This is a genomic window from Bradyrhizobium sp. C9 (assembly GCF_002532045.1).
Lineage (GTDB): Bacteria > Pseudomonadota > Alphaproteobacteria > Rhizobiales > Xanthobacteraceae > Bradyrhizobium.
Map to the genome: position 1 here is coordinate 455,798 of NZ_NWTG01000004.1, position 24,502 is coordinate 480,299.

Below are 24,502 nucleotides of genomic sequence, written 5' to 3' on the forward strand. Positions count from 1 at the left end.
GCCGCCCCCATTTGGCAGCCCATCCGTGGCATAGTCAGAGCAACCGATTCGCTGCGCCCAGATCGGCGCATCACTTGAAGAACCATGTCCAAACCACTGAAATCGAACGCAAAAAGCAAATCTGCCGACGATCTGTTCGGAGCCCCGGAGCCGAAGGGACGCGCCCCGGCGAAGGCCGCTTCGCGGCCCACAGGAGACGCCGAAGCCGGTTATACGGCGGCTGATATCGAAGTGCTGGAAGGGCTGGAACCGGTTCGCCGGCGCCCTGGCATGTATATCGGCGGTACCGATGAGAAGGCGCTGCACCACCTGTTCGCCGAGGTGATCGACAACTGCATGGACGAGGCGCTCGCCGGCCACGCCACCTTCATCGACGTGGAGCTCACCACCGACGGCTTCCTGACCGTGACCGACAATGGCCGCGGCATTCCGGTCGATCCGCATCCGAAATTCCCGAAGAAGTCGGCGCTCGAAGTCATCATGTGCACGCTGCATTCGGGCGGCAAGTTCGACTCCAAGGTCTACGAGACCTCGGGCGGTCTGCACGGTGTCGGCGTCTCGGTGGTCAACGCCCTCTCCTCACGGCTCGAGGTCGAGGTCGCGCGCAGCGGGCAGTTGCACCGCATGACGTTCGAGCGCGGCCATCCCAAGGGCAAGCTCGAAGACCTCGGCAAGGTCAACAACCGCCGCGGCACGCGGATTCGCTTCAAGCCGGACACCGACATCTTCGGCGCCAAGGCGGCCTTCAGGCCGCAGCGTCTGTTCAAGATGACGCGCTCGAAGGCCTATCTGTTCGGCGGCGTCGAGATCCGCTGGCACTGCGACCAGCAGCTGTTGAAGGGCGTCGAGGACGTCCCGACGGAAGCCAAGTTTCACTTCCCCGGCGGCCTGAAGGATTATCTCGCCGCGGCGATCCACGCCGACACGCTGGTGCATCAGGATATCTTCTCCGGCAAATCCGGCCGCAGCGGCGCGCATGGCGCCTGCGAATGGGCCGTGGCCTGGACGGCCGATGCCGACGGCTTCCTGTCGTCCTACACCAACACGGTGCCGACGCCCGACGGCGGCACGCATGAATCGGGCCTGCGCAGCGCACTGCTGCGCGGCCTGAAGGACCACGCCGAGCGCGCCGGTCAGGGCAAGCGCGCGGCCTCCATCACTTCGGAAGACGTGATGGTGGGCGCGGCGGTGATGCTCTCGGTGTTCGTGCGCGAGCCTGAATTCCAGGGCCAAACCAAAGACCGGCTCGCCACCGCCGAAGCGCAGCGCATCGTCGAACAGGCGATGAAGGACCCGTTCGACCATTGGCTGTCGGGCAATCCGAACCAGGCCAACCGGCTGCTCGATTTCGTGATCGATCGCGCCGAGGAACGGCTGCGGCGCCGCCAGGAAAAGGAAACCGCGCGCAAGACCGCCGGCAAGAAGCTGCGCCTTCCCGGCAAGCTCGCGGATTGCTCCGATGCCGGCACCGAAGGCTCCGAACTCTTCATCGTCGAAGGTGACTCGGCCGGCGGCAGCGCCAAGCAGGCGCGCGATCGCAAGACCCAGGCCGTGCTGCCGCTGCGCGGCAAGATCCTCAACGTCGCGTCCGCCGGCAAGGACAAGCTGACCGCCAACGCGCAACTCTCCGACCTCGTGCAGGCGATCGGCAGCGGCACGCTCGCGCACTATCGCGAAGAGGATCTGCGCTATCAGCGCATCATCATCATGACCGACGCCGACGTCGACGGCGCGCACATCGCGTCGCTCCTGATCACCTTCTTCTACCGGCAGATGCCGCGGCTGATCGACGAAGGGCATCTCTATCTGGCGGTGCCGCCGCTCTACAAATTGAAGCACGGCACCAAGTCGGTTTACGCCCGCGACGACGCGCACAAGGAAGAGCTGCTCAAGAGCGAATTCAACGCCAACGCCAAGGTCGAGGTGAATCGCTTCAAAGGGCTCGGTGAGATGATGCCGGCGCAGCTGAAGGAAACCACGATGGATCCGGCCAAGCGCACGCTGCTGCGCGTGGTGCTGCTCGCCGACGATCGTGAAGGCACCGCCGACTCGGTTGAGCGGCTGATGGGCACCAAGGCGGAAGCCCGCTTTGCCTTCATCTCGGACAAGGCCGAATTCGCCAGTGACGATCTCCTCGACGTCTAAGGCCAACCAACTGATTTAAAATGATTTTCCGGCCGCCCCAGATCGGGGCGGCCGTTTTCGTTCGCGCGTTCGGAGAGTGCCCGCGACTTCGTTTTCGGGCGGTTGTGTCTCACCCGCAACAGCATTTCCGGCGGAACCACGTATAGTCCTGACATGAGTTTCGGGAATCGGTGCTACCGCGACCCCGTCAGCGACCCGATCGAACGCTAAAGTCGAGGATTTGGATATGAAGAAGATTTTGCTCGCTCTGACCGCGGTTGCTGCGATGACGGGTTCCGCGTCGGCTGCCGATCTGGCCGCCCGCCCCTACACCAAGGCTCCGGCCCCGATCGCGGTGGCGCCGAGCTGGACCGGCTTCTACATCTTCGGCGGTGGCGGCGGCGGCGTCTGGGACGCTGACACCGGCGTCCAGTCGACCGTCACGGGCGCGCCGATCCTCGGCTTCAACCAGCGCCAGGGCGGCGATGGCTGGTTCGGTACCGTCGGTGCCGGTTACGACTGGCAGACCGCCAACAGCTGGGTCCTCGGCGTGTTCGCCGACGGTCAGTTCGGAAGCCTGAAGGGCACGATCCAGGATCAGGGTCCGTTCCTCGCTGGCAACATCAAGAACGACTACAGCTGGGCCGCCGGTGCGCGCCTCGGTTATCTGGTCGCTCCGAACGTTCTGTCCTACGTCAACGCCGGTTACTCCAGCTCGCACTGGAAGGGCACCACGCTGTTCAACACCGCGACCGCTCTTCCGGCCGGCCTGCACACCAACGGCTTCGATCGCAGCGGCTGGTTCGTCGGCGGCGGCGTCGAGAACAACTTGAACATCTTCGGCATCACCGCGCCGGGCTGGTTCATGAAGACCGAGTACCGCGCTGCCTACTACGACAACAAGAACATCTCGGAACTCGCCGACGTCACCAACATCTCGAACGGCCGCGACATCACCTTCAAGCCGTTCGTCCAGACCATCAGCACCTCGCTGGTCTACCGCTTCAACTGGACCGGTCCGGTTGTTGCCAAGTACTGAGCTGAATACGCCCTGCTGATCTGGCAGACGAAAAGCCCCGGCATTGTCCGGGGCTTTTTTGTTGCCCGAACGGCTTCGGAAACGATCGCGCGCGCAAGCCTCCTGGCGCAGGGCCGACCGGCCGCGCCCGATCTGGTCAGCGCTGTAGCGATCGGGCACTCTCGCGCCCGGATTCAAACCACAGCGGACAACAACAATGAGAAACGGACAGTTTGATCTCTCGGGCCGGGTCGCGATCGTCACCGGCGGCAATGGCGGCATCGGGCTCGGCATGGCGCGCGGCCTCGCGGATGCCGGCGCGGCGGTTGCCGTGGTCGGCCGCAACGAGGCGAAATCGAAGGCCGCCGTCGAGGATCTGGGCAAGCGCGGCGTCAAGGCGATCGCCGTGGCCACTGACGTCACCGACAAGGCCGCCGTCGCGGCGATGGTCGAGCGGGTCATCGGCGAGCTCGGCCGGATCGACATCCTCGTCAACAACGCCGGCATGAGCATCCGCAAGCCGCCGCACGAACTCGAGCTCGACGAGTGGAGCCGCGTGATCGACACCAACCTCACCAGCGCCTTCCTGTGCTCGAAGGCGGCCTATCCTGCGCTCAAGGCCTCGGGCCACGGCAAGATCATCAATATCGGCTCCATGATGTCGATCTTCGGCGCGAGCTTCGCCGCGGCTTATGCCGCCAGCAAGGGCGGCATCGTGCAGTACACCCGCGCCTGCGCCAACGCCTGGGCCCCCGACAACATCCAGGTCAATGCCATCCTGCCCGGCTGGATCGACACCGATCTGACGAAGGGCGCGCGCCAGCAGGTCGCCGGGCTGCACGAGCGCGTGCTTGCACGCACGCCGGCGGCCCGCTGGGGCGCGATCGACGACTTCTCGGGGATCGCCGTGTTCCTGGCCTCGCCGGCGTCGGACTTCGTCACCGGCACCGCGATCCCGGTCGACGGCGGCTATTCGGTGATGGCCTGAAACACCGAATCCCTGAAACACAAGAGCCCCGGCGCTGGCCGGGGCTCTTGCATCCTGTTCGCCTCACTAAAGCGTTTTCGAGCGAAGTGGCTACCGGTTCGCGTGAAGAAAACGCGTCAAAACTAGAATCTAGAGTCCCGTTCCGATTCAATCGGAACGGGATAGGGCTCTAGAGCTCAGTAGCGCGCGATCACCGGCGCGTCGAACTTGTAGTTCATGCGCACCACCGCCCACTGGATGTCGCGCGGCTTGGCGTCGAACGTGTAGGTGCCCGCAGCGGTCCCTGCGAGCTGATAGGTCTGACGCTCGAAGGCTGCGTAGTTGTACTCGACGCCGATGGTCCAGTTGCGGGTGATGCCGTATTCCCAGCCGGCGCCGACCGTCCAGCCGCTGGCCCAATGGGTCTGGCTGCCGGAGCCGGTTGCCGGCGGAACGTTGTCGACGACGGACAGGCGGTTGTTCACGCCGGCATAGCCGCCCTTGAAATAGAGCAAATTGTTCTGGATCGCGTAGCCGGCACGGCCGACGATCGTTGCCATGACGTTCGAGCGCCAGCTGAATTGATCGTCGCGGCCGGCGCCGAACACCGTGTTGGTGACGCGGCCGGAATTGTCGAGCGCCGAGATCGTGCCCTCGACGCCGAACACGAAGTTGTTGGCCTGCCAGTTGTAGCCGATCTGACCGCCGCCCATGAAACCTGAGCCGCGTTGCCGAAAGCCCTGGCCGGGCGCGAGATCGCCGAACGCCGTCGTGTTCGCGCTGTTGATCCACTGCTCGTTGGTCCAGGCGCCGCCGAGATGGCCGCCGATGTAGAAGCCGGACCAGTTGTAGACCGTTTCCACATAGGCCGGCGCCTTGGTGTACGGACGGGCGGCAAGATCGGCGGCCGATGCGGCACTGAGGCCGAGCGCCGTGGTCACGGTGAGCGCGGCTATGAATTTGGCACGAGACATGGTGGCATCCCCAGATTGTCTGATGGGGATGAGCTTTCCCAGAGAGACCCTTACCAAAAGCAAACCGCGGGAACCGGCCGTGCAGAATCCGTGTGCGCCGTTTCGAATCATGTCTGTCTGTTGCAATCACGCAACTTCTAACGGCTCCTTTAAGCGGCTGTTATCCTTGATAAATTCTATCCGCGCGCACAACGTCCGTCAGCGCGCGGCCGGCGAATGCACGTGCTCCGGCCGCACCCCGACCGCGACAAGGCGCGCCGTCAGCGCCTGCAGCCAAGGCATCGCGGTGATCAACCGCAACGCGAACGGCACCGGTTGGTCGCCGCCCTTCAGCGCGGCGCTGATGATGTTGTTCTGCGCGATCACCTGCATGCGCTGCGTCACCCGCACCGGGAATTCGCGGCGACGACGCACCGCATCGAGCTCGTGCTCCGTCGGACAGCCTTGTGCGAGCTTGGCCGCCAGGATGTTGGCGGTCGCGACCGCGTCCTGCACCGCGAGGTTGACGCCGACGCCGCCGATCGGCGACATCGCGTGCGCAGCGTCGCCGATGCAGAGCAGGCCGGGACGGGTCCAGCGCGTCAGGCGATTGATCGCGACCGTGAGCAGCTTGACGTCGTCAAAGCTCCTCACGTCGGCAATACCGGCCTTGAGGATCGGCGCGAGCCGCAGCACGTCGTCGAGCAGCGCCGGCAATCCCCTCGCCTTCACGGCCTCATACTGTCCCTTGGCGATCACATAGGCGCATTGCCAATAGTCGCCGCGATCGAACGTCACCATCATCTTGCCCTGGTCGATGCGGGCGAACAAATTCTCGGTCTCGTCCCGGCGCCGCCCGACCCGAAACCACAGCACGTCCATCGGCGCGCCGATCTCCTCGACGTCGAGGCCGGCGCGCTCGCGCACGATCGAATGCCGACCGTCGCAGCCGATGGTGAGATCGGCTTCGATCTCGATCGGGCCATCAGGCGTGTTCACGTGGACGCCCGCAACAGCGTCGCCGCGCCGGATCAGGTCGGTCGCCTCGGCGCTCATCAGCACCTCGAGCGAAGGGAAACGCTTGCCGCTCTCGCGCAGGAAATTGAGGAAGTCCCACTGCGGCATCATCGCGATGAAAGGATATTTGACGGTGAGGCGGCTGAGGTCGGCGATCCGCACCGAGGTGCCGCCGAACACGCCGTCGAGCTTCTGGATGTCCTGGTGCGGCAGTTTCAGGAAGTCGTCGATCAGACCGAGTTCATCCATCACCTGCAGGGTCGACGGATGCACGGTGTCGCCGCGGAAGTCGCGGAAGAAGTCGGCGTGCTTCTCCAGCACCACGACATCGACCCCGGCGCGCGCGAGCAGATAGCCGAGCATCATGCCGGCCGGCCCGCCGCCGACGACGCAGCAGCGCACTTTCATCTGGCGCGTGTTCGGCGCTGCCGAATTGCCTGCATCCATGATGCCTTCCCTACCGCTGCTTCGACCCTCAGGCCTCGATTGTAACGCGGACAGGGCGACAAGGATGCAAGGCTATCGCCTGAACGTCTTGATTTCCGACACGCTGCCGTCGCGGTAGGTCAGCTCCACCGAAACCGATTTGGTCTGCGGCGCGAGCTTCAGATAGGGCTGCGCGTCGGACGGGATTGCGCTCGGATCGCGCGAATTGCAGACCGGCATCTTCAACACCTTATCCGGTACCGCGGTGTCGATGCCGATCCGCACCTCGCGGATCGCGCAGCGATATGACATCAGGTGCGTGTAGTAGACGAGCAGCCCATTGAACTCGCGGAACGACAGCCAGCTCGTCGCGGTCATGTCGAGGATCTTGCGCTGGTCGCGGATCAGCGCGGCATCGGGATCGAACTTGATCGGGAACGGCCCCTGCATCTCGCCCTGCGTATCGACGTACCGGAGCTCGATCGTCGCCGCTGGCGCATCGGCCGGCAGCTCGATCGATGGATTGGGCATCCGCTTGCGCGTGCGCGGATCGAGCGTGTCCATGAAGCCGGTTTCGCGGAAGTCGCCGCTGTCGCCGATCCGCCAGGAGATGCCGAGCGTCGGATCGGCAATCGAGAACACGACGGTCCAGCCGCCATTGTGCCGCGAGAAGCTCGCGATCGGCGCGTTGATCGAGTCTTCCTTCGGCAGCTTCGGCACCGAGACCGGCGGCAGCGCGGCCACCTGCTGCGGCGGAGCGGACGGCTTGGCCGCCTCGGCCTGCGCCTCTGCCTTCCCTTTGGCGATCCCGTTCAGGAACACGTCGTCGACCATCTGGTCGAAATAGACCGGAATCTGCTTGTGCTTCACGGTCTCGGCCATCTCGCTGACCAGGCGCCGCGTACGCTGGGCGACCTGCACCAGGTTTTCACCGGGCTGCAGCAGCTCCCTGGCAAAGGTCCGCGTGAACACCGAATTGGGATTGGCGTCGTCGTTCGACAGACGGTCGAGCGCGGTCTGGCGCGGCCCTGCCGAGAACACCGAAAACACGCCTTCCGGCAGCTGCGTCATCGGCGCGAGGCCACCGCCGCCGGCAACCGCGCGCGTGCCGGCGCGCTCGAATGGATTGTTGCGGCAGGCGTCGAACACCAGGATCGAGGTCCGCGCCTTCTTGTTCTGCAACCGCTCGATGATGCGGTCGGCGAGAACCGAGGCGTCGCGCACCAGCTCTTCCTGCCCTTCGGTGGCGGCCGGCACGTCGGTCGGGAGCAGGAAATTCTGGCCTGCGATCTCGAAGCCGTGACCGGCATAGAAGAAGAACGCGGTGTCGCCGGGTTCCACGGCGCGGTCGAAGGCAAGCAGCGTCTCGGAGAACGCCTGCCGGTTCAAATTCTCGGCTACCATGACGTTGAAACCGAGCTGCTTCAGCGTGTCGCCCATGGTACGGGCGTCGTTGACCGCCTTCTGCAGCTTCGGCACGTTCCTGTAATCATTGTTGCCGATCACCAGCGCGACGCGCTTTTCAGCCTGGGCGGGGGCCGCCGATGCAACAAATGCGACAGCCAACAGGGTCGCCGAAAGTCTCGAAAACCAGCTCTTCATCCCAATTCCCGCCTGCACGACAAGTGCGCCGCTCGTGCGACCGCCGCCTAATAGTCGGATCAGCCGTTTGGCCGGTTCAAGGCCGACGCCGGATGGCCGTCGTGACCGCCCCCTTGGCGACCCTCTCGGCCCCCATGAGGCGTCCCGTCCGCCTCCGGTCAAGTTTCTTTTTACGGCTCGCGTGATAGATTCCGGCTTCCGTCCGGCGCGAGCTCTCCGCACGTCCCAAGGGCACTCCAGGGGCTTTTTCCGTGTACACATGGTCCACTGACCAAGTCGATCCTCGCGATCGCTTCGACTATTGGCGCGAGGTCCGCGCCAAGGGGTTGTTCGGCGTCACTGCGGAACTCGAACCCGAACGCCGCCGCGACTTTTTCGGCGAGTTCTCGCTGCGCCAGCTCGGCGATGCCGGGCTGGTCGAGCTGCGTGCCTCGCCCTACCGCGTCGAGCGGCGCGCCGGCGACATCGCGGACGCGCGCAGCGACAGCCTGTGCATCTATCAGCAGCTCGGCGGTGGCGGCTGGTTCGGCGGCGCGCGGCTCGATGAATTCGCGGTGCGCGACGGCATGTTCGCGACCAGCTATTCGGACCTGCCCTATCGCACCGCCCCGCTGCACGATGACGGCTTCCATTTGCGCATCATCAAGATCCCGGTGACGAACGTCGTCCCGGCGGGCGCCGAACTCGGCGAACTGGTCCCGAGGCCCGTGCAGGATGAGACCGCGCTGCAGCCGCTGCTGGAATCCTGCTTCCGCGACCTCATCGAAGGCCATGACGCCACCGCGGCGGATACGGCCCCGATGCTGCAGGCACTCGCCCATATCGCGCTGATCGAGCGCGGCATCATGCGGCCGAAGAGCCGGCTCGCGCAGCAGGCCCTGCGAAGCGCGCATCTGTCGCTGGCCCGCCGCCTGATCCGGCGACATCTCGCGAATGCGGCACTGACGCCGAGCCTGATCGCCGGTCTGCTCGGCATCTCGGTCCGTCACCTGCACATCCTGTTCGAGGAAACGGAGCAGACCTTCTCGGAGACCGTCACCGCGCTTCGGCTCGAGCAAAGCCGCCGCCTGCTCCGCGAGCAGTCCGGGCAGACCATCGCCGAGGTCGCGTTCGCCTGCGGCTTCGAGAGCCTCGCGACGTTCTACCGCCTCTTCAATGCATCCGAATCGATGACCCCGGGCGATTACCGGGCACGGGTGGCCTGAGCCTCGATCCGGACTGGCCGGGACACCGGGCTGTTGCGGGTTGCTAAAGCGCCGTGATGCCCGTAATCGGGATTCCCGGCGTCGCGCGCCGTCCTCGTCGTCCCTGGAATCCTGATGTCGAAGAAGATGATCAAGCCTGGACCTGACCTGCTGGCGCAGGTCAATCAGGCTTTTCTCGACTACGGCTATAGCGGACTGTCGATGGTCGGACTGGCCAAGGCCTGCGGCTTCACACAGCGCGCGCTGTATTACTACTTCAGCAACAAGGAAGAGGCGTTTCGCGCCGTGATCGCCTGGCGCCACGTCGAGGACGTTGCGCTCGCGCTGGAGGCCGGCCGGTCCGTGCGGGCGAAGGGCGGCAGCGCGCTGGATATTTTTGCGACGATTCTCGACGCCCGCTACGGCGAGACGCGGCGCCGCCTCACCCAGTCGCCGCACACCGTCGAGCTCAATGCCGAAGCCTTCAAGCGCTGCCGCGATTTGATGATCAAATCCGCCGTCTCGTTCCAGGCCGATCTGGAAAGACTGGTGATCGACTTGCAGGCCGCACGGCTCCTGAAGCTGAACGGCGCGTTCAAGCCGGCGCAGATCGCACAGGCTCTTGCCGACGGCGCACGTGCCGTCAACCAGGCACTGCCGCCGATCGCCCGTGACGACTTCTCGGCCCGCTACCGCCAGATGTGCGCGATGGTGCTCTATGGCTGCGCCGTGATGCCGAAGCGGAAGTAATCCGCCACGACGGCTCGCGCGCGGCCGTCGCCAATCAGCAAGCCCCTCCCGACTGTCAACCATGAGCGACCGGCCGGACCAGTTCGCCGGGCCGTGGATAAGTTTTGACGCACAATGTTACCCATTTCATATTTTACATGACTATGTGAAATATACGATATTGCATCGCAAGACCTTTGGAGACGTCTCGAATGGCTGACATGGGACAAACGGACGACCCGGCCAATCGTGACGCGATCCCGCGTCCTCCGAACCGAAGTGATCTGCCTGCGCGCATTGAGAAGATAATTTCCGGCGGTTTCGCCAGAACCGCGCTGGCGCTTCGCCCTGGCTCGGCACAGCCGATCTCCTTACCGGCGACGCGCGCTCTGATGCAGAGCGAGGGGGCATGCACGATGCGCAGCAAGCAAGAGGATTACAGCCCGGAAACACCGTCCACCGGCCCGGCCCGCCCCCTTGCCACCGATGCCGCGGAGCTGCGCGTGGATCAGACTGCAGCCCTCGCACTTGGGCATCGGAGCTCTCCGACGACAAGCAACCGCGGCTGGGCCCCGTTGCTCGAAGCGTGTCTTGCCGATTTCAAGGAGGCCACCGAGGCCGGCGACACCGCGGGCATTCCTGCGCTGGTCAAGATCGTGGCGGAGCTCGCGTTGATCGAGCGTGGCGCGATCAGGCCGGGCAGCCGCCGCGCGCAGCAGGCGCTGCGCGTCGGCCGGCTCAGCCTGGCGCGCCGCCTGATCACGCACCACCTCGCCAAACCGGCGCTGTCGCCGGGCATGGTCGCCGAGATGCTCGGCGTCTCGATCCGCTACGTGCACGTCCTGTTCGAGGCGACAGGGGCGAGTTTCTCGCAGACCGTCACCGCGCAGCGCCTCAGCGAGAGCCGCAGGCTGCTTTGCGAAAAACCGCCGCGGCCGATCGCCGATATCGCCCTCGCCTGCGGGTTCGGCAGCCTCGCGACGTTCTACCGGATCTTCACCGCATCCGAAGGCTTGACGCCGGGCGAGTACCGGGCCGCGGGGCCGTAGCGCATGACGGCACCGCCTGGCGGCGCTGCCTCGCGCGGCCCGAAGCGGTCCGCGCAGCATGGTGCCGGGCGGCCACACCTGAGCGCATTTTGGCAGCAGCCGCATTTTGGGTCGACGATATGCGCGCACTGAGAAGACGCCGCACGACGGTTGCGCCCGAAGCATGCGGTTACAGTGTTGGGGGAAGGTCATGATCGGCATCGGCGGCAAGCCGAGGGTGTGGCGCGTCGCGCTGCTCGGATCGGCGTCGTTGATTGCGCTGAGCTCCACGGCCGAGGCCGCGGTCTACTGCTCGGGCGTCAGCACCGCGAACGTGGTCTGTGACGCCGCCCATCCGTCGGACGGCGGGCTCAACACGAGCTTCAACGGCGATCTCACCGTGAACGTCAACGCCGGCGCCGGGATCAACTCCGGCGGCGTGGTCGTAAGCGCCTCCGGCAGCATCACGTTCAATCACAACGACCCTGCCGGCATTACGGGATCTATGTACGACGGCATCCAGCTTCTCGGTAGCGGCGCCCCGATCACCTACACGGGATCGGCCGACGTCACCGCCAACTGGTACGCGATCCATGTTTATGGCAGCGGTCCGGTCTCGATTACGCAGACCGCCGGCACGGTCACGGCAGGCACCGGCATCAGTGTCTCGAGCGCAGGACCGGGGGGGAGCGTCAACATCAACACGGTTGGCAGCCAGATCCTGGCCCCGAACGGCACGGGAATCTTCGTCGACGCCAGCGGCAGCCAATCCGACGTCACGATCACCACAGGCGCGGTGACCGGCAACACGACCCAGGCCGGTGGCGCGATCTACGTCCGGATGGGACAGAGCAGCCAAACTGCGCGCAATCTTTCCGTCACCACCAACGGCGCGATCATCGGCGGCATCTATCTCCGGAATGCTGGCATCGGCACCGTCGATCTCACCACCAATGCGAGCGTCCTTGGCGGTATCAGCCTTCTGGCCAGCAATTCAGCCAACACCAATGCATTCACGGTGAAGCTCAATCAGGATGTCACCGGCAACGTCAGCCTGCTGAACTACGGCTCCGGCACCAACACTGTGCGGACACGCGGCATCACGGGCGGGACGCTCTCCGTGTCCGGCGGAGGCGGCGCCAACAACAGCCTCGTCGTGGACGGCAATATTGCCAAGGGAAACGGCCCGGACTTTGCCTATTATGGGGCCCTGGCGACCGTCGGTTTCTCTGGTGCCAGCGGCACCAACACCGCGACCTTCAATGGCGACATCTCCGGAGTCTTTGACACCAGAACTTCGACCTCCGCTTCGGCCGGTGGCAGCGTCGCCGGTCTTTCCGCCGGATTGGGAAGCAAATCCAGCGACGGCTCGGCGGCCCTGAACGTCAACGGATCGATCACGGTCACCGGCATGACGCCGTCCGGCAAGGTCGCAAATGTCACCGGAGCGTCCCTGGGCGCCTCCGGTGTGGTCCCGGTCGACTTCAATCTGCACGGCGCCGTGACGGCAACGTCGATCAGCGACACCGCCTCAAACGTCGTCGGCATCAGCGTGGGGCAATACAATCTGGCCGCGACGCGGCTGACCGTCGACGGTGCCGTGACGGCCACCGCGATCGGCGCCGGCAGCACGGCCACCGGAATCACGGCCGCAACCGCCAGCCTTCCACCGACCTCCATCAATACCGGCACGCTCACCGTCCGCGCCAATGGCGACGTGACCGCGGCCTCGGACGGCGGCGCGACCGGCATCACGCTGAGCCGCGGCATTTCCAGGTTCTCGACCATCACCGCGGGACTCGGCGGCATCGATCTCGACACCAAGGGGACTGTGAGCGCGACCTCGACGAGCGCGGCGGCGATCGGCATCAGCGGCATCATCACCCACGGCGCCGACAATGCCGCAACACTGGCGCTGCGTGCGGAAGGCAACGTCATTGCGAACGGCACGGCCGCCGGCAGCTACGGCATCTTCGCCCAGCGCGACGGTCTCGGTGACATCAGGATCGATGCGCTGGCCGGCGTGCAGAGCAGTGGCATCGGCATCTCCGCATCTCGCTCGACCCCCGGCAACATCTTCATCACGACAGGCACCTTCGTCACCGGCACCACCGGCATCGTGACGTCGGGCGGCACCACGACGTTGATCGCCAACGGCACCATCACCGGCACCGGCGGCACCGCCGTGCAGTTCGGCGGCACCAACGACGTGCTGCAAGTGCAGTCCGGCGCTGTGTTCAACGGCAACATCGTCGGCAGCGGGACCAGTATCGTGCAGTTCGGCGGCACGACCGCGTCGAGTTTCGACCTGTCGAAACTCGGCAGCGGCTTCGCCAATTTCGGGATTCTTGCGGGCTCGAACTGGAGCTTTACCGGCGGCAACTCGAGCTTTGCCGGGATGGTCAACGTCGACAGCGTGTTCATCCTCAACGGCGCGATGCCGAACGCCAGCGTCACGGTCGGCCCGAACGGCACGCTCGGCGGCAACGGCACCATCGGCAACGCTGTCATCAGCGGCACGCTGTCGCCCGGCAACTCGCCGGGGACGATCACGATGGCGAGCCTGACCATGACCACGGCGGCGACCTATCTGGTGCAGGTCACCAACACGATCAGCGACAAGACGGTCGTGACCGGCACCGCCAACCTTGGCGGCAACGTCGTGGTCGATCCGCTCGAGCGGATTACGAAAAAGACCACCTACACGATCGTCAATGCGGGAACGCTCAGCGGCACGTTCGGCTCGGCAACCCTGCTGCTCGCCAACAACCTCGCCCGCAATCCGGTGCTGAGCTATGTCGGCAACGACGTGCTGCTGTCGGTCGATCCCGGCATGCTCTCCCCGATCCTGCCGGCCAATGCCGGCATCAACCACAGGGCCGTCGCCCGTGCGATCGACAACAGCCTGCTCGGCGGCGCCAACCTCTCCAACGCGTTCAGCGCGATCTTCAAGGTCGACAACCTCCTGAACGGCCTGACCCAGCTCTCCGGCGAGACCGCCACCGGATCGCAGCAGACCACCTTCAACGCCATGAACCAGTTCATGGGCACGATGCTCGATCCCTTCGTCGACGGCCGTGGTCCGACGGCGACGCCGACCGGCGCCATGGCTTACGCCGACGACTATTCCCTGGCCTATGCAGCGAAGCGCTCGACCAGCGACGCCGCCGCCGCGATCTATCGCAAGGCGCCGATTGCCGAGAGCTACGATCCGCGCTGGAGCGTGTGGGCGGCGGCGTGCGGCGGCTCACAGACCACCGACGGCAACGCGGCGCTCGGCTCGAACAACACCACGAGCCAGGTGTTCGGCACCGTTATCGGCGCCGACTACCGCTTCTCCCCAAGCACGATCGCCGGGTTCGCGCTCGCCGGCGGCGGCACCAATTTCAATGTCACCAAGGGTGGCGGCGGCCGCTCCGACTTGTTTCAGGCCGGCGCCTTCGTCCGGCACAATATCGGCGCGGCATACCTCACCGGCGCGCTGGCCTACGGCTGGCAGGACGTCACCACCGACCGCACCGTGACGGTCGGGGGTCTCGATCGCCTGCGCGCCGAATTCAACGCTGACGCCTGGTCGGGTCGCGCCGAAGGCGGCTATCGCCTCGTTGCGCCGTGGATCGGCGGCGTCGGCATCACGCCCTATGCCGCCGGCCAGTTCACGACATTCCAGCTGCCGGGCTACGCCGAACAGGCCGTCGTCGGGGCCAACACCTTTGCGCTGGCCTATAACGCGAAGAGCGTTACCGACACCCGCAGCGAGTTCGGCCTGCGCGCCGACAAATCCTTAGCGCTCTCCAATGCGGTCCTGACGCTGCGCGGCCGCGCCGCCTGGGCGCATGATTTCAACCCCGACCGCAGCATCGCCGCGACGTTCCAGACCCTGCCCGGCGCGAGCTTCGTCGTGAGCGGCGCGGCGCAGGCCTCCGACTCCGCCCTGACCACCGCCTCGGCCGAACTGAAATGGGCCAACGGCTGGTCGGCGCTCGCAAGCTTCGAGGGTGAATTCTCCAGCCTGACCCGCTCCTATGCAGGCAAAGGCGCGGTCCGCTATGCCTGGTAGGTCAGCCCGCCCTGCGGCGGGGCCGGCTGCGGCGGATTTGAGGGGAAAAGCAGCGCAAACACCCCTCACCGAGGCGCCGCCGTCAGATAGCGAGCCGGTGATTCATTTGACCGCCAAATGACGGAAACGACGGTTATTTTGGCGAAAACATTAAGCTTTTTCGGCTATCCGGCTGGTTCCAAGATTGACTTTACCGCTTTCGCCCCTATGTTGCGGGCAACGCGGCCCTCGGATCGAAACGCGATTCGTCAGGTTTGCCGTCCGTCAGCGTTAGTCAGAGCCCCCGAGCTTTATAGAAAAGCGAGCCGTTTCGGGGCCGAACGCGACAGCCTTTTACCTGCGATGCCGAACGGCGGTTTCGACCAGAGGCTCAATGTCTTTTTCCAATCTAGGCCTGTCCGATAAGGTCCTCGCCGCAGTTGCGGCTACCGGTTACACCACCCCCACTCCCATCCAGGAACAGGCAATCCCGCACGTCCTCGCCCGGCGCGACGTCCTCGGCATTGCCCAGACCGGCACCGGCAAGACTGCTGCCTTCGTCCTCCCGATGCTCACCCTGCTCGAGAAGGGCCGTGCGCGCGCACGCATGCCGCGCACCCTGATCCTCGAGCCGACCCGCGAGCTTGCCGCGCAGGTGAAAGAGCAGTTCGACAAATACGGCGCCGGTCAGAAATTGAACGTCGCCCTCCTGATCGGCGGCGTCTCGTTCGGCGACCAGGATTCCAAGCTGATGCGCGGCGTCGACGTCCTGATCGCGACGCCCGGCCGCCTGCTCGACCACACCGAACGCGGCGGATTGCTGCTCACCGGCGTCGAGCTGCTGGTGATCGACGAAGCCGACCGCATGCTCGACATGGGCTTCATTCCCGACATCGAACGCATCTGCAAGCTCGTCCCGTTCACGCGGCAGACCCTGTTCTTCACCGCAACGATGCCGCCTGAGATCAGCCGCATCACCGAGGCCTTCCTGCACAATCCGGCCCGGATCGAAGTCTCCAAGCCCGCAACCACCGCCGTCACCGTCACGCAGTTGCAGGTCCCGGCCGGACGCGAGGCGCATGACAAGCGCGAGATCCTCCGCCGCCTGCTGCGCGACGCCAAGGACCTCAACAACGCGATTATCTTCTGCAATCGCAAGCGCGAAGTCGCCGTCCTTCACAAATCACTGCAGAAGCACGGCTTCAGTGTCGGCGCCCTCCACGGCGACATGGATCAGTCCGCCCGCACCGCCGCGCTCGATCAATTCCGCAAGGGTGAGATTCCGCTGCTCGTCGCCTCCGACGTCGCCGCCCGCGGCCTCGACATTCCCGCGGTGAGCCACGTCTTCAATTTCGACGTGCCGCACCACCCCGATGACTACGTCCATCGCATTGGCCGTACCGGCCGCGCCGGACGGACCGGCACCGCGATTTCCATCGTCACCTCGCTCGACAGCAAGTCGATGACGGCGATCGAGAAGCTGATCGGCCAACCGATCCCGCGCGCCGAAGGCGACTACACCGTTCACAGCGAGGCCTCCGACGAGGATGGTGCGCCGCGCCGCTCGCGCAGCCGCGAAGGCTCGCGCGATGGTGCCCGTGGCGGCCGCAAGCCGCGACGTGAGCGCGAAGCGCGTCACGGTGAACGCGAGCCGCGCCACGGTGAGCGCGAAGCGCGTCAGGACCAGGAGCCCCGCCAGGAGCGTGCAGCCAAGCCGGAGCGCGAACCGCGCCACGGCCGCAACTCCTCGCCCCAGGCCACCCCGTCGCACGTGCCGTCGATCGGGCGTGCGGAGCCTCGGCGGCCGCAGCGCGAGGTGGACCATGAGCCCGCCGATCATTCGCACCTGCCCGCCTTCCTGCTGCGACCTGTCCGCGCACGCGCCTAAGGCCCACTCCGATGCCGCCGCGCCAGCGGCGGTATCCTGCGCAATCCGTATCGCCGTCGGCGACCGACGCCCACGCTGATTCCTCGCGTTTGAAGCAAATGCGCGCAGTTTTCGCGTCGCTTTGACGTGCAGGTGAAGAGCTTGCGAAGTCGAACCCGATCCGCGGCGGACTTACGCCTCGTACGACATTAGTCGCGGCGAAATCCCCGTAGTTCCACTGTTTACCTTGCCTTCATTATCGTCCCGTACCCTCCCGCGAATAATTTAGTCATTGCTGCCGGGCATGACCGGCAATGCGTGCATTGAGGACGTAACAGTGGTCAAGCTGCTGGACGAACACGAACGTACGTTGGCTTTTGCCGAAGTCGCACTTGGTCAGATCCGCTCGCTTCGCCAGACCGCCGTCCCCCGCAACTATGAGATCTGGTACGTCTACGCGACCGGATACAACGCACCGCTCAACAAGGTCATCAACGAGACGCTGGCGCGCAGCGGCAAACTCTCTGAATCCGATCTCGAGCAGATCTACGAGACCTACCTTTCGCACATCAAGACCTCGGACCGCATCGACAAGGTCGGCGCGCGCGTCATCGGCGAGATCGATGCGGTGATGCGGCTGATCACGGATGCGCTCGGCGTGTCCGCGACCTACGACGCCAGCCTCGTCGGCGCCAGCGACCGGCTCTCGACCGCGACCACCCGCGACCAGATCAAGATCATCGTCGAGGGGCTCGCCAAATCGACGCGCGAGATGCGCGAGACCAATCAGGCATTGGAGAACCGGCTCGCGCTGTCGAAGTCGGAGATCAGCGACCTGCAACACAGCCTCGAGGCGATCCGCGCCGAGAGCCTGACCGATCCGCTCACCGGCCTCGGCAACCGGAAATATTTCGACCGCTCGATCGACATGGCGGTGCAGGCCGCCTTGGCCAGCGGCGAGCCGCTGTCGCTGCTGATGTTCGACATCGATCACTTCAAGTCGTTCAACGATTCCTACGGCCATCTCACCGGCGACCAGGTGCTGCGGCTGGTGGCGCAGTCGCTGAAACAGACCATCAAGGGCCAGGACATCACCGCCCGCTATGGCGGCGAGGAATTCGCGGTGGTGCTCCCCAACACTGCGCTGCGCCAGGCGCTGACGGTCGCCGACCACATCCGCCGCGCCGTGATGTCCAAGGAGCTGAAGAAGAAGTCGACCGGCGAGATCCTCGGCCGTGTCACGATCTCGGTCGGTGTTTCCATGCTGAAGCCGGCCGACGACACGGACTCGCTGATCGAGCGCGCCGATGCCTGCCTCTACGCCGCCAAGCGCGCCGGCCGCAACCGCGTGATCTGCGAAGCCGATCCGGAATACAACGCCGAGACCCGGACCCGGGTGGCGTGATCCCTCACGTCATGAGGTTCGCTTCCTTGCCGATCGCTTCTTCCTGGCTGACGGCTTCTTCGCAGCCGCCTTCCTCACCGCAGCCTTCTTGGCCGCTGCCTTCTTGGCCATAGCCTTCTTCGCCGGCGCCTTCGCCTTCTTCGGTCGCTTGCGCAGCGCGGCCCGCTGGGCGGCGCCGAGCGCCAGGCGGGCCCAGACCGCAAGCTCCTCGGCATCGTCGAACAGCCGCGCCGGCAGTTGCCAGTAGGAGTTCACCGTGACGCTCCTTTGCCGCGTCGTGTACTGGAACGGCTTGGAGCCTTCCGCCTCGAACTGCGGGATGGTCTCCTCGTCGGCACGGAAGTAGAGGCCGGCGCGGAGCGCGAGCGCAAAATTGGTGCCGTCAGCGGAGATACCGTAGCCGGAGAACATCCGGCGCAACGTGACCGGGCCGAAATCGGCGAACAGGTCGATCAGGAATTCGCGGTCCATGTGCCCACCTCGTTCCAGCGCAGCCGAACGCGCCCGCCGCAGCCTGTTGGCAGCGCAGTATGGTCGACGACGGCGTCGACTTGCAACGATGGTAGGTATCGGATCGAAAGCGCGCGCGCGATTGCGCGCTCGCGAGGGCGCACCAGCGATCAGACCGTCGCCGGCTTGAGCTGTACCGATTCGCCGCAACCGCAGGCGGAAACCTGGTTCGGGTTGTTGAACACGAACTGCGCCTGCATCCGGTCGGCGACGTAGTCCATCTCGGTGCCGAGCAGGAACAGCACGGCCTTCGGATCGACCAGGATCTTGACGCCCTTGTCCTCGACCACTTCGTCGGTCGGACGGATCTCATGGGCGTATTCGACCGTGTAGGACTGTCCGGCGCAGCCGCCGTTCTTGATGCCGACGCGCAGGCCGACAATCTCGGAATCGGCGCGCTTGGTCAGCTCGGTGATCCGTTCCGCCGCGGCATCGGTCAGTCTCATGACCTGCGGGCGCGGCCGCTTCGGCTTGGCTGGGGTCGGTGAGGCTTGCGTCATGTCACTCATGTGGTCAGTCCCAGCGGCAATTCAATTGCCAGTCATTCCAAGGTTAAGCTCGATCCCCCCAGAGATTGATCCGATTCGGATCAATCTCTTCTCCTTTGTTGGGTCGCGTTTTCTTCACGCGAACCGGCAGCCACTTCGCTCGAAAACGCCCTAACGCATCACCACATGTTGAGGACGAGGCGCGCCTCGTCCGACATCCGGTCCGGCGTCCAGGCCGGATCCCACACCAGATTGACGTTGACGACGCCGACGCCGGGGACGCTGGCAACCGCGTTCTCGACCATCTGCGGCAGTTCGCCGGCGGCCGGGCAGTTCGGCGTGGTCAGCGTCATCAGGATGTCGACCGAGCGATCATCCTTGAGATCGACCTTGTAGATCAGGCCGAGCTCGTAGATGTCGGCCGGGATTTCCGGGTCGAACACCGTCTTCAGCGCCGCGACGATCTCGCCGCTCATGCGCTCGGTCTCCTCCGCCGGCAGCGCCGAGGTGGTTTCCATGGTGGCCGTCTTGACTTCGGCTGTATCGGTCATGCGAACAATTCCCGCGCCTTGATCAGCGCCTGCGCCAGATGGTCGACTTCTTCCCTTGTATTATACATCCCGAAGGATGCGCGGCAGGTGGCCGTGACGTTGAACCGCTCTAAAAGCGGCATCACGCAATGGGTGCCGGCGCGCACCGCGATGCCCTGCCGGTCGATCACGGTCGCGACATCGTGGGGGTGCGCCCCCTTCATCTCGAAGGAAATCACCGGGCCCTTGTTGCGGGCCGTGCCGATCACGCGAATCGAATTGATCTCGCGCAGGCGCTCCTGCGCGTAGGTCAGCAGGTCATGCTCATGCGCGGCAATGCGCTCCTTGCCGATCGAATTGACGTAGTCGATCGCAGCACCCAGCCCGATCGCCTCGACGATCGGCGGCGTCCCGGCCTCGAACTTGTGCGGCGGATCGCCATAGGTGACCCAGTCCTTGGACACCTCACGGATCATCTCGCCGCCGCCGTTGAACGGCCGCATCGCCACCAGATGCTCGTGCTTGGCGTAAAGCGCGCCGATGCCGGTCGGCCCGTACACCTTGTGGCCGGTGAAGGCGTAGAAATCGCAATCGAGGTCCTGGACGTCGATCGGCAGATGCACCGCGCCCTGCGCGCCATCGACCAGCACCGGAATGCCGCGGGCGTGCGCCAGCCGGACCACTTCCTTGACCGGAACCAGGGTGCCGAGCGCGTTCGACATCTGGGTGATCGCAACGATCTTGGTGCGCGGGCTCAGGAGCTTCTCGAACTCCTCGATCAGGAAGTTGCCCTCGTCGTCGACCGGCGCCCACTTGATCACGGCACCATGGCGCTCGCGCAGGAAGTGCCACGGCACGATGTTGGAGTGGTGCTCCATGATCGAGAGGACGATCTCGTCGCCCTCCCCAATGTTCACTCCGCCCCAGGACGATGCCACCAGATTGATCGCCTCGGTGACGTTGCGGGTAAAGACGATCTCTTCGCTGCGGCGGGCGTTGATGAACTGCGCGACCTTGCCGCGGGCGCCCTCATAGGCCTCCGTCGCGGCATTGGCGAGGTAATGCAGGCCGCGGTGCACGTTGGCGTATTCGCTCTTGTACGCCTCGGTCATGCGGTCGAGCACCGCATTCGGCTTCTGCGCCGAGGCAGCGTTGTCGAGATAGACCAGCGGCTTGCCGTAGATCTGCATGGCGAGCGCCGGGAAATCCTGCCGCACCAAAGCAACGTCGTAAGAACCGTTGGCGACCGCCTTGTGCATGCTCACGCCCTCGCCTGAAGCCAGCGCTGCGCGGTGGCAATTGCGACCTCGCGCAACGCGTCGCTGGCAATCGTCTCGATCGCCTCGCCGACGAAAGCCTGGATCAGAAGCGCCTGCGCTTCCTTCTCGGGCAGTCCGCGGGCGCGCATGTAGAACAGCAGGCTCTCGTCGAGCGCGCCGGTGGTCGCACCATGACCGCAGGTGACGTCGTCGGCGAAGATCTCGAGCTCGGGCTTGTTGTCGGCTTCCGCGTCGTCGGACAGCAGCAGCGCGCGGGTCATCATCTTGGCGTCGGTCTTCTGGGCGTCCGGACGAACGATGATGCGGCCCTGGAACACGCTATGGGCACGGTCATCGACGACCGCACGGAAGATCTCGCGGCTCGCGCAATGCGGCACCGCATGATCCATGAACAGCGTGGTGTCGGCGTGCTGCTTGCCGTTGATCAGATTGACGCCGTTGGTCTCGACATTGGAGCCTTCGCCGGCGCAGGTGACCGTCAGCTGATAGCGGCTGACATGACCGCCCGAGGTCAGGCCGAACGTGTTGAAATGGGAGTACGCACCGAGCGACACGGTCGCCGAGGAAATGTTGAACGCCTCGATGGAATCCTCGACCAGCCTGACATGATCGAGCCGCGCATTGTCGCCGATCGCGACAATCAGCCCGTCATGGGTCTGGTAGGCCTTGGCGCCCTCGCCGGCGAGATAGCTCTCCACCAGCGTCACGCCGGTATCGCGGCCGAGCCGGAGCAGCGAACGGGTGAACATCGCAGCCGGCGTCACGCTGGAGGCGACATGCACGATGTGCAGCGGCTGGGTCAGCATCGTGCCATTGGCGACGTCGACGACGACGCCATCGGTCGCCATCGCGCCGTTCAGCGCGAGCATGGGGTTGGAGGTGTCGGTCGCAAAGGCCTGCGCGGAAAGCGCGCCGTCATCGCCGGCGTCGAGCACCTCGCGCAGCGGGCGGATGCTCAGTCCCTTTTCGAGATTGCCGAGATCGGACAGATCAGGCGCGAAAGCGCCGTCGACCAGCACCAGGCGGCGCACGCCGTCGATCGCCCGCAGCTTGACGGCGGCGGCAGCGCGATTCAGTGCCGCTGCATCCGGCCCGGGGGCCAGCGGCAGCACCTCGCGCATCAGCGCGCGCAGGTCGGTGTATTTCCAGTCCTCGATCCGGCGATGCGGCAGGCCAAGGCGCTCATAGGCCTCGAATGCCTTGCGGCGCTGATCGGCGATCTTGCCCTTGCCCGGCAGACGGTCGCGCGCGACGGCGAAGGCGTCGTCCAGCGCGCGTCCGGTCTCGGTCTTTGCAACAACGTTCATCTGAGAACCCGCATTTATCAGGCAGCGTCTTCGAACTGCGCGTAGCCGGACTCTTCCAGCTCCAGCGCCAGTTCCTTGCCGCCGCTCTTCACCACCCGGCCCTTCGACATCACGTGCACGACGTCAGGCACGATGTAGTTGAGCAGTCGCTGATAGTGGGTGATGACGACCATCGCGCGCTCCGGCGAACGCAGCGCGTTGACGCCGTCGGCTGCAATCCGCAGCGCGTCGATGTCGAGGCCGGAATCCATTTCGTCGAGGATGCAGACGGCCGGCTCGAACAGCGCCATCTGCAGGATCTCGTTGCGCTTCTTCTCGCCGCCGGAGAAGCCGACATTGACGCCGCGCTTCAGCATGTCCTGCGGGATGTTCAGCGACTTGGCGACCTCGCGGACCTTCTTCAGGAAGGCCGGCGACGAGATCTCCTCCTCGCCGCGCGCCTTGCGCTGGGCATTGAGCGCCGCATGCAGGAAATTCCAGGTGGTCACGCCGGGAATCTCGACCGGATACTGGAACGCCAGGAACACACCCTTGGCGGCGCGCTCGTTGGGCGCCATCTCCAGGAGGTCCTCGCCCTTGAACAGGATTTGGCCGCCGGTGACCTCATAGCCGGGCTTGCCGGCGATGACGTGGGAGAGCGTCGATTTGCCGGAGCCGTTCGGCCCCATGATCGCGTGTACCTCGCCCGGGTTTACCGTGAGCGACAGCCCGTGAAGGATTTCGCGTTCCTCGACACGAACCTGCAGATCTTTCACTTCAAGCAGAGACATCTGATTTTTCCTGAGCATCACCCCGGGGCGCGTCGGCCGCGCCCTCAAGCGGGATGGATTAGCCAACCGAACCTTCAAGGCTGATCGAGATCAGCTTCTGCGCTTCCACCGCGAACTCCATCGGCAGTTGCTGCAGCACGTCCTTCACGAAGCCGTTGACGACGAGGCCGACGGCTTCTTCCTGCGAGAGCCCGCGCTGGATGCAGTAGAACAGCACGTCCTCGGAAATCTTCGACGTCGTTGCTTCGTGCTCGAATGTCGCCGAGGAATTCTTGGCCTCGACATAGGGCACGGTGTGCGCGCCGCATTTGTCGCCGATCAGGAGCGAGTCGCAGGCGGTGTAATTGCGCGCGCCGGTGGCCTTGCGATGCGCGCTGACCAGGCCGCGATAGGTGTTCTGCGACTTGCCGGCGGCAATGCCCTTGGAGATGATCCGACTCGACGTGTTCTTGCCGAGGTGGATCATCTTGGTGCCAGAATCGACCTGCTGGAAACCGTTCGAGATCGCGATCGAGTAGAACTCGCCGCTCGAATTGTCGCCGCGCAGGATGCAGCTCGGGTACTTCCAGGTGATCGCAGATCCCGTTTCGACCTGGGTCCAGGAGATCTTGGAATTTTTGCCGCGGCAATCGCCACGCTTGGTGACGAAATTGTAGATGCCGCCCTTACCTTCCGAATTGCCGGGGTACCAGTTCTGCACCGTCGAATACTTGATCTCGGCGTCGTCGAGCGTGACGAGCTCGACCACGGCGGCGTGCAGCTGGTTCTCGTCGCGCTGCGGCGCGGTGCAGCCCTCGAGATAGGAGACGTAGGAGCCCTTGTCGGCGATGATCAGCGTGCGCTCGAACTGGCCGGTGTTGCGCTCGTTGATGCGGAAATAGGTCGACAGCTCCATCGGGCAGCGCACGCCGGGCGGCACGTAGACGAACGAGCCGTCGGAGAACACCGCCGAGTTCAGCGTCGCGAAGTAGTTATCCGAGGTCGGCACCACGGTGCCGAGATATTTCTGGACGAGCTCGGGATGCTCGCGGATCGCCTCCGAGATCGGCATGAAGATCACGCCGGCTGCCTTCAGCTCCTTCTGGAAGGTGGTCGCGACGGAGACCGAATCGAACACGGCATCGACCGCGATCTTGCGATTGGCCGACGGCGGTCCACCGGGCGGTGGCTCAACGCCTTCGAGGATCGCGACCTCGCGCAGGGGAATGCCGAGCTTCTCGTAGGTCTTGAGGATTTCCGGATCGATCTCGTCGATCGA

19 protein-coding genes are annotated in these 24,502 nt (G+C 65.0%); 9 read left to right on the plus strand and 10 right to left on the minus strand.

Annotated features, from left to right (window positions below; all coding sequences use genetic code 11):
- The first annotated feature begins 84 nt into the window (after positions 1-84).
- The 3 genes from parE to CO675_RS12865 all read left to right on the plus strand — a co-directional run bounded on the left by parE (position 85) and on the right by CO675_RS12865 (position 4,130).
- A complete protein-coding gene (gene parE, locus CO675_RS12855) occupies positions 85-2,145 on the plus strand; it encodes a DNA topoisomerase IV subunit B (RefSeq protein ID WP_097672256.1) in 2,061 nt (686 codons plus the stop codon).
- A gap of 226 nt (positions 2,146-2,371) precedes the next feature.
- Positions 2,372-3,163 (plus strand): outer membrane protein, encoded by a 792-nt coding sequence (locus CO675_RS12860; protein ID WP_097672257.1) that lies wholly within the window; start codon positions 2,372-2,374, stop codon positions 3,161-3,163.
- Positions 3,164-3,359: 196 nt separating this feature from the next.
- Positions 3,360-4,130 (plus strand): glucose 1-dehydrogenase, encoded by a 771-nt coding sequence (locus CO675_RS12865; RefSeq protein WP_097672258.1) that lies wholly within the window; start codon positions 3,360-3,362, stop codon positions 4,128-4,130.
- A 176-nt stretch (positions 4,131-4,306) separates the two neighbouring features.
- On the opposite strand, the gene CO675_RS12870 is transcribed toward CO675_RS12865, so the two are convergent.
- The 3 genes from CO675_RS12870 to CO675_RS12880 all read right to left on the minus strand — a co-directional run bounded on the left by CO675_RS12870 (position 4,307) and on the right by CO675_RS12880 (position 8,107).
- Positions 4,307-5,083 carry an outer membrane protein gene (locus tag CO675_RS12870; RefSeq protein WP_097672259.1) on the minus strand — a complete coding sequence of 259 codons (777 nt, stop codon included), beginning with the start codon at positions 5,081-5,083 and terminating at the stop codon, positions 4,307-4,309.
- Positions 5,084-5,281: 198 nt separating this feature from the next.
- Positions 5,282-6,526: an FAD-dependent oxidoreductase gene (locus CO675_RS12875; RefSeq protein WP_198964581.1), complete on the minus strand. Its 1,245-nt coding sequence runs from the start codon at positions 6,524-6,526 to the stop codon at positions 5,282-5,284.
- A 72-nt stretch (positions 6,527-6,598) separates the two neighbouring features.
- A complete protein-coding gene (locus CO675_RS12880; RefSeq protein ID WP_097672260.1) occupies positions 6,599-8,107 on the minus strand; it encodes a caspase family protein in 1,509 nt (502 codons plus the stop codon).
- 251 nt (positions 8,108-8,358) lie between these two features.
- Between CO675_RS12880 and CO675_RS12885 the strand changes: the two genes are divergently transcribed.
- The 6 genes from CO675_RS12885 (at position 8,359) to CO675_RS12910 (ending at position 18,359) form a co-directional block, all read left to right on the plus strand.
- Entirely contained in the window at positions 8,359-9,312 is a 954-nt protein-coding gene (locus tag CO675_RS12885; protein ID WP_097672261.1) for a helix-turn-helix transcriptional regulator, read from the plus strand.
- A 114-nt stretch (positions 9,313-9,426) separates the two neighbouring features.
- Positions 9,427-10,041 (plus strand): TetR/AcrR family transcriptional regulator, encoded by a 615-nt coding sequence (locus tag CO675_RS12890; protein WP_097672262.1) that lies wholly within the window; start codon positions 9,427-9,429, stop codon positions 10,039-10,041.
- A gap of 191 nt (positions 10,042-10,232) precedes the next feature.
- Positions 10,233-11,069, plus strand: coding sequence for a helix-turn-helix transcriptional regulator (locus tag CO675_RS12895; RefSeq protein ID WP_097672263.1), 837 nt, complete (start codon positions 10,233-10,235; stop codon positions 11,067-11,069).
- Between the two features lie 190 nt (positions 11,070-11,259).
- Positions 11,260-15,108 (plus strand): autotransporter outer membrane beta-barrel domain-containing protein, encoded by a 3,849-nt coding sequence (locus CO675_RS12900; protein ID WP_158231236.1) that lies wholly within the window; start codon positions 11,260-11,262, stop codon positions 15,106-15,108.
- A 373-nt stretch (positions 15,109-15,481) separates the two neighbouring features.
- Positions 15,482-16,975 carry a DEAD/DEAH box helicase gene (locus tag CO675_RS12905; RefSeq protein ID WP_097672265.1) on the plus strand — a complete coding sequence of 498 codons (1,494 nt, stop codon included), beginning with the start codon at positions 15,482-15,484 and terminating at the stop codon, positions 16,973-16,975.
- A 316-nt stretch (positions 16,976-17,291) separates the two neighbouring features.
- Positions 17,292-18,359 (plus strand): GGDEF domain-containing protein, encoded by a 1,068-nt coding sequence (locus tag CO675_RS12910; protein WP_097672298.1) that lies wholly within the window; start codon positions 17,292-17,294, stop codon positions 18,357-18,359.
- Between the two features lie 9 nt (positions 18,360-18,368).
- Here the strand turns inward: CO675_RS12910 and CO675_RS12915 are convergent, their stop codons facing one another.
- From CO675_RS12915 to sufB, 7 genes are all read right to left on the minus strand, one after another.
- Positions 18,369-18,830 carry a TfoX/Sxy family protein gene (locus tag CO675_RS12915; protein ID WP_097672266.1) on the minus strand — a complete coding sequence of 154 codons (462 nt, stop codon included), beginning with the start codon at positions 18,828-18,830 and terminating at the stop codon, positions 18,369-18,371.
- Between the two features lie 149 nt (positions 18,831-18,979).
- Entirely contained in the window at positions 18,980-19,369 is a 390-nt protein-coding gene (locus CO675_RS12920; RefSeq protein WP_018271449.1) for a HesB/IscA family protein, read from the minus strand.
- A gap of 167 nt (positions 19,370-19,536) precedes the next feature.
- On the minus strand, positions 19,537-19,908 hold the full coding sequence (locus CO675_RS12925) for an SUF system Fe-S cluster assembly protein (RefSeq protein ID WP_028342143.1): 372 nt from the start codon (positions 19,906-19,908) through the stop codon (positions 19,537-19,539).
- Positions 19,905-21,152 carry a cysteine desulfurase gene (locus CO675_RS12930; protein WP_097672267.1) on the minus strand — a complete coding sequence of 416 codons (1,248 nt, stop codon included), beginning with the start codon at positions 21,150-21,152 and terminating at the stop codon, positions 19,905-19,907. The genes CO675_RS12925 and CO675_RS12930 overlap by 4 nt, the downstream gene beginning before the upstream one ends.
- The gene (gene sufD, locus CO675_RS12935; RefSeq protein ID WP_097672268.1) at positions 21,149-22,474 is read right to left on the minus strand and encodes a Fe-S cluster assembly protein SufD; all 1,326 of its coding nucleotides are present in this window, start codon (positions 22,472-22,474) and stop codon (positions 21,149-21,151) included. Before sufD ends, CO675_RS12930 begins: the two co-directional genes overlap by 4 nt.
- Positions 22,475-22,491: 17 nt before the next feature.
- Positions 22,492-23,244: a Fe-S cluster assembly ATPase SufC gene (sufC, locus tag CO675_RS12940; RefSeq protein ID WP_097672299.1), complete on the minus strand. Its 753-nt coding sequence runs from the start codon at positions 23,242-23,244 to the stop codon at positions 22,492-22,494.
- Positions 23,245-23,302: 58 nt separating this feature from the next.
- Positions 23,303-24,502, minus strand: a 1,200-nt coding sequence (gene sufB, locus CO675_RS12945) for a Fe-S cluster assembly protein SufB (RefSeq protein WP_097672269.1), incomplete at its 5' end; no start/stop codon positions are given.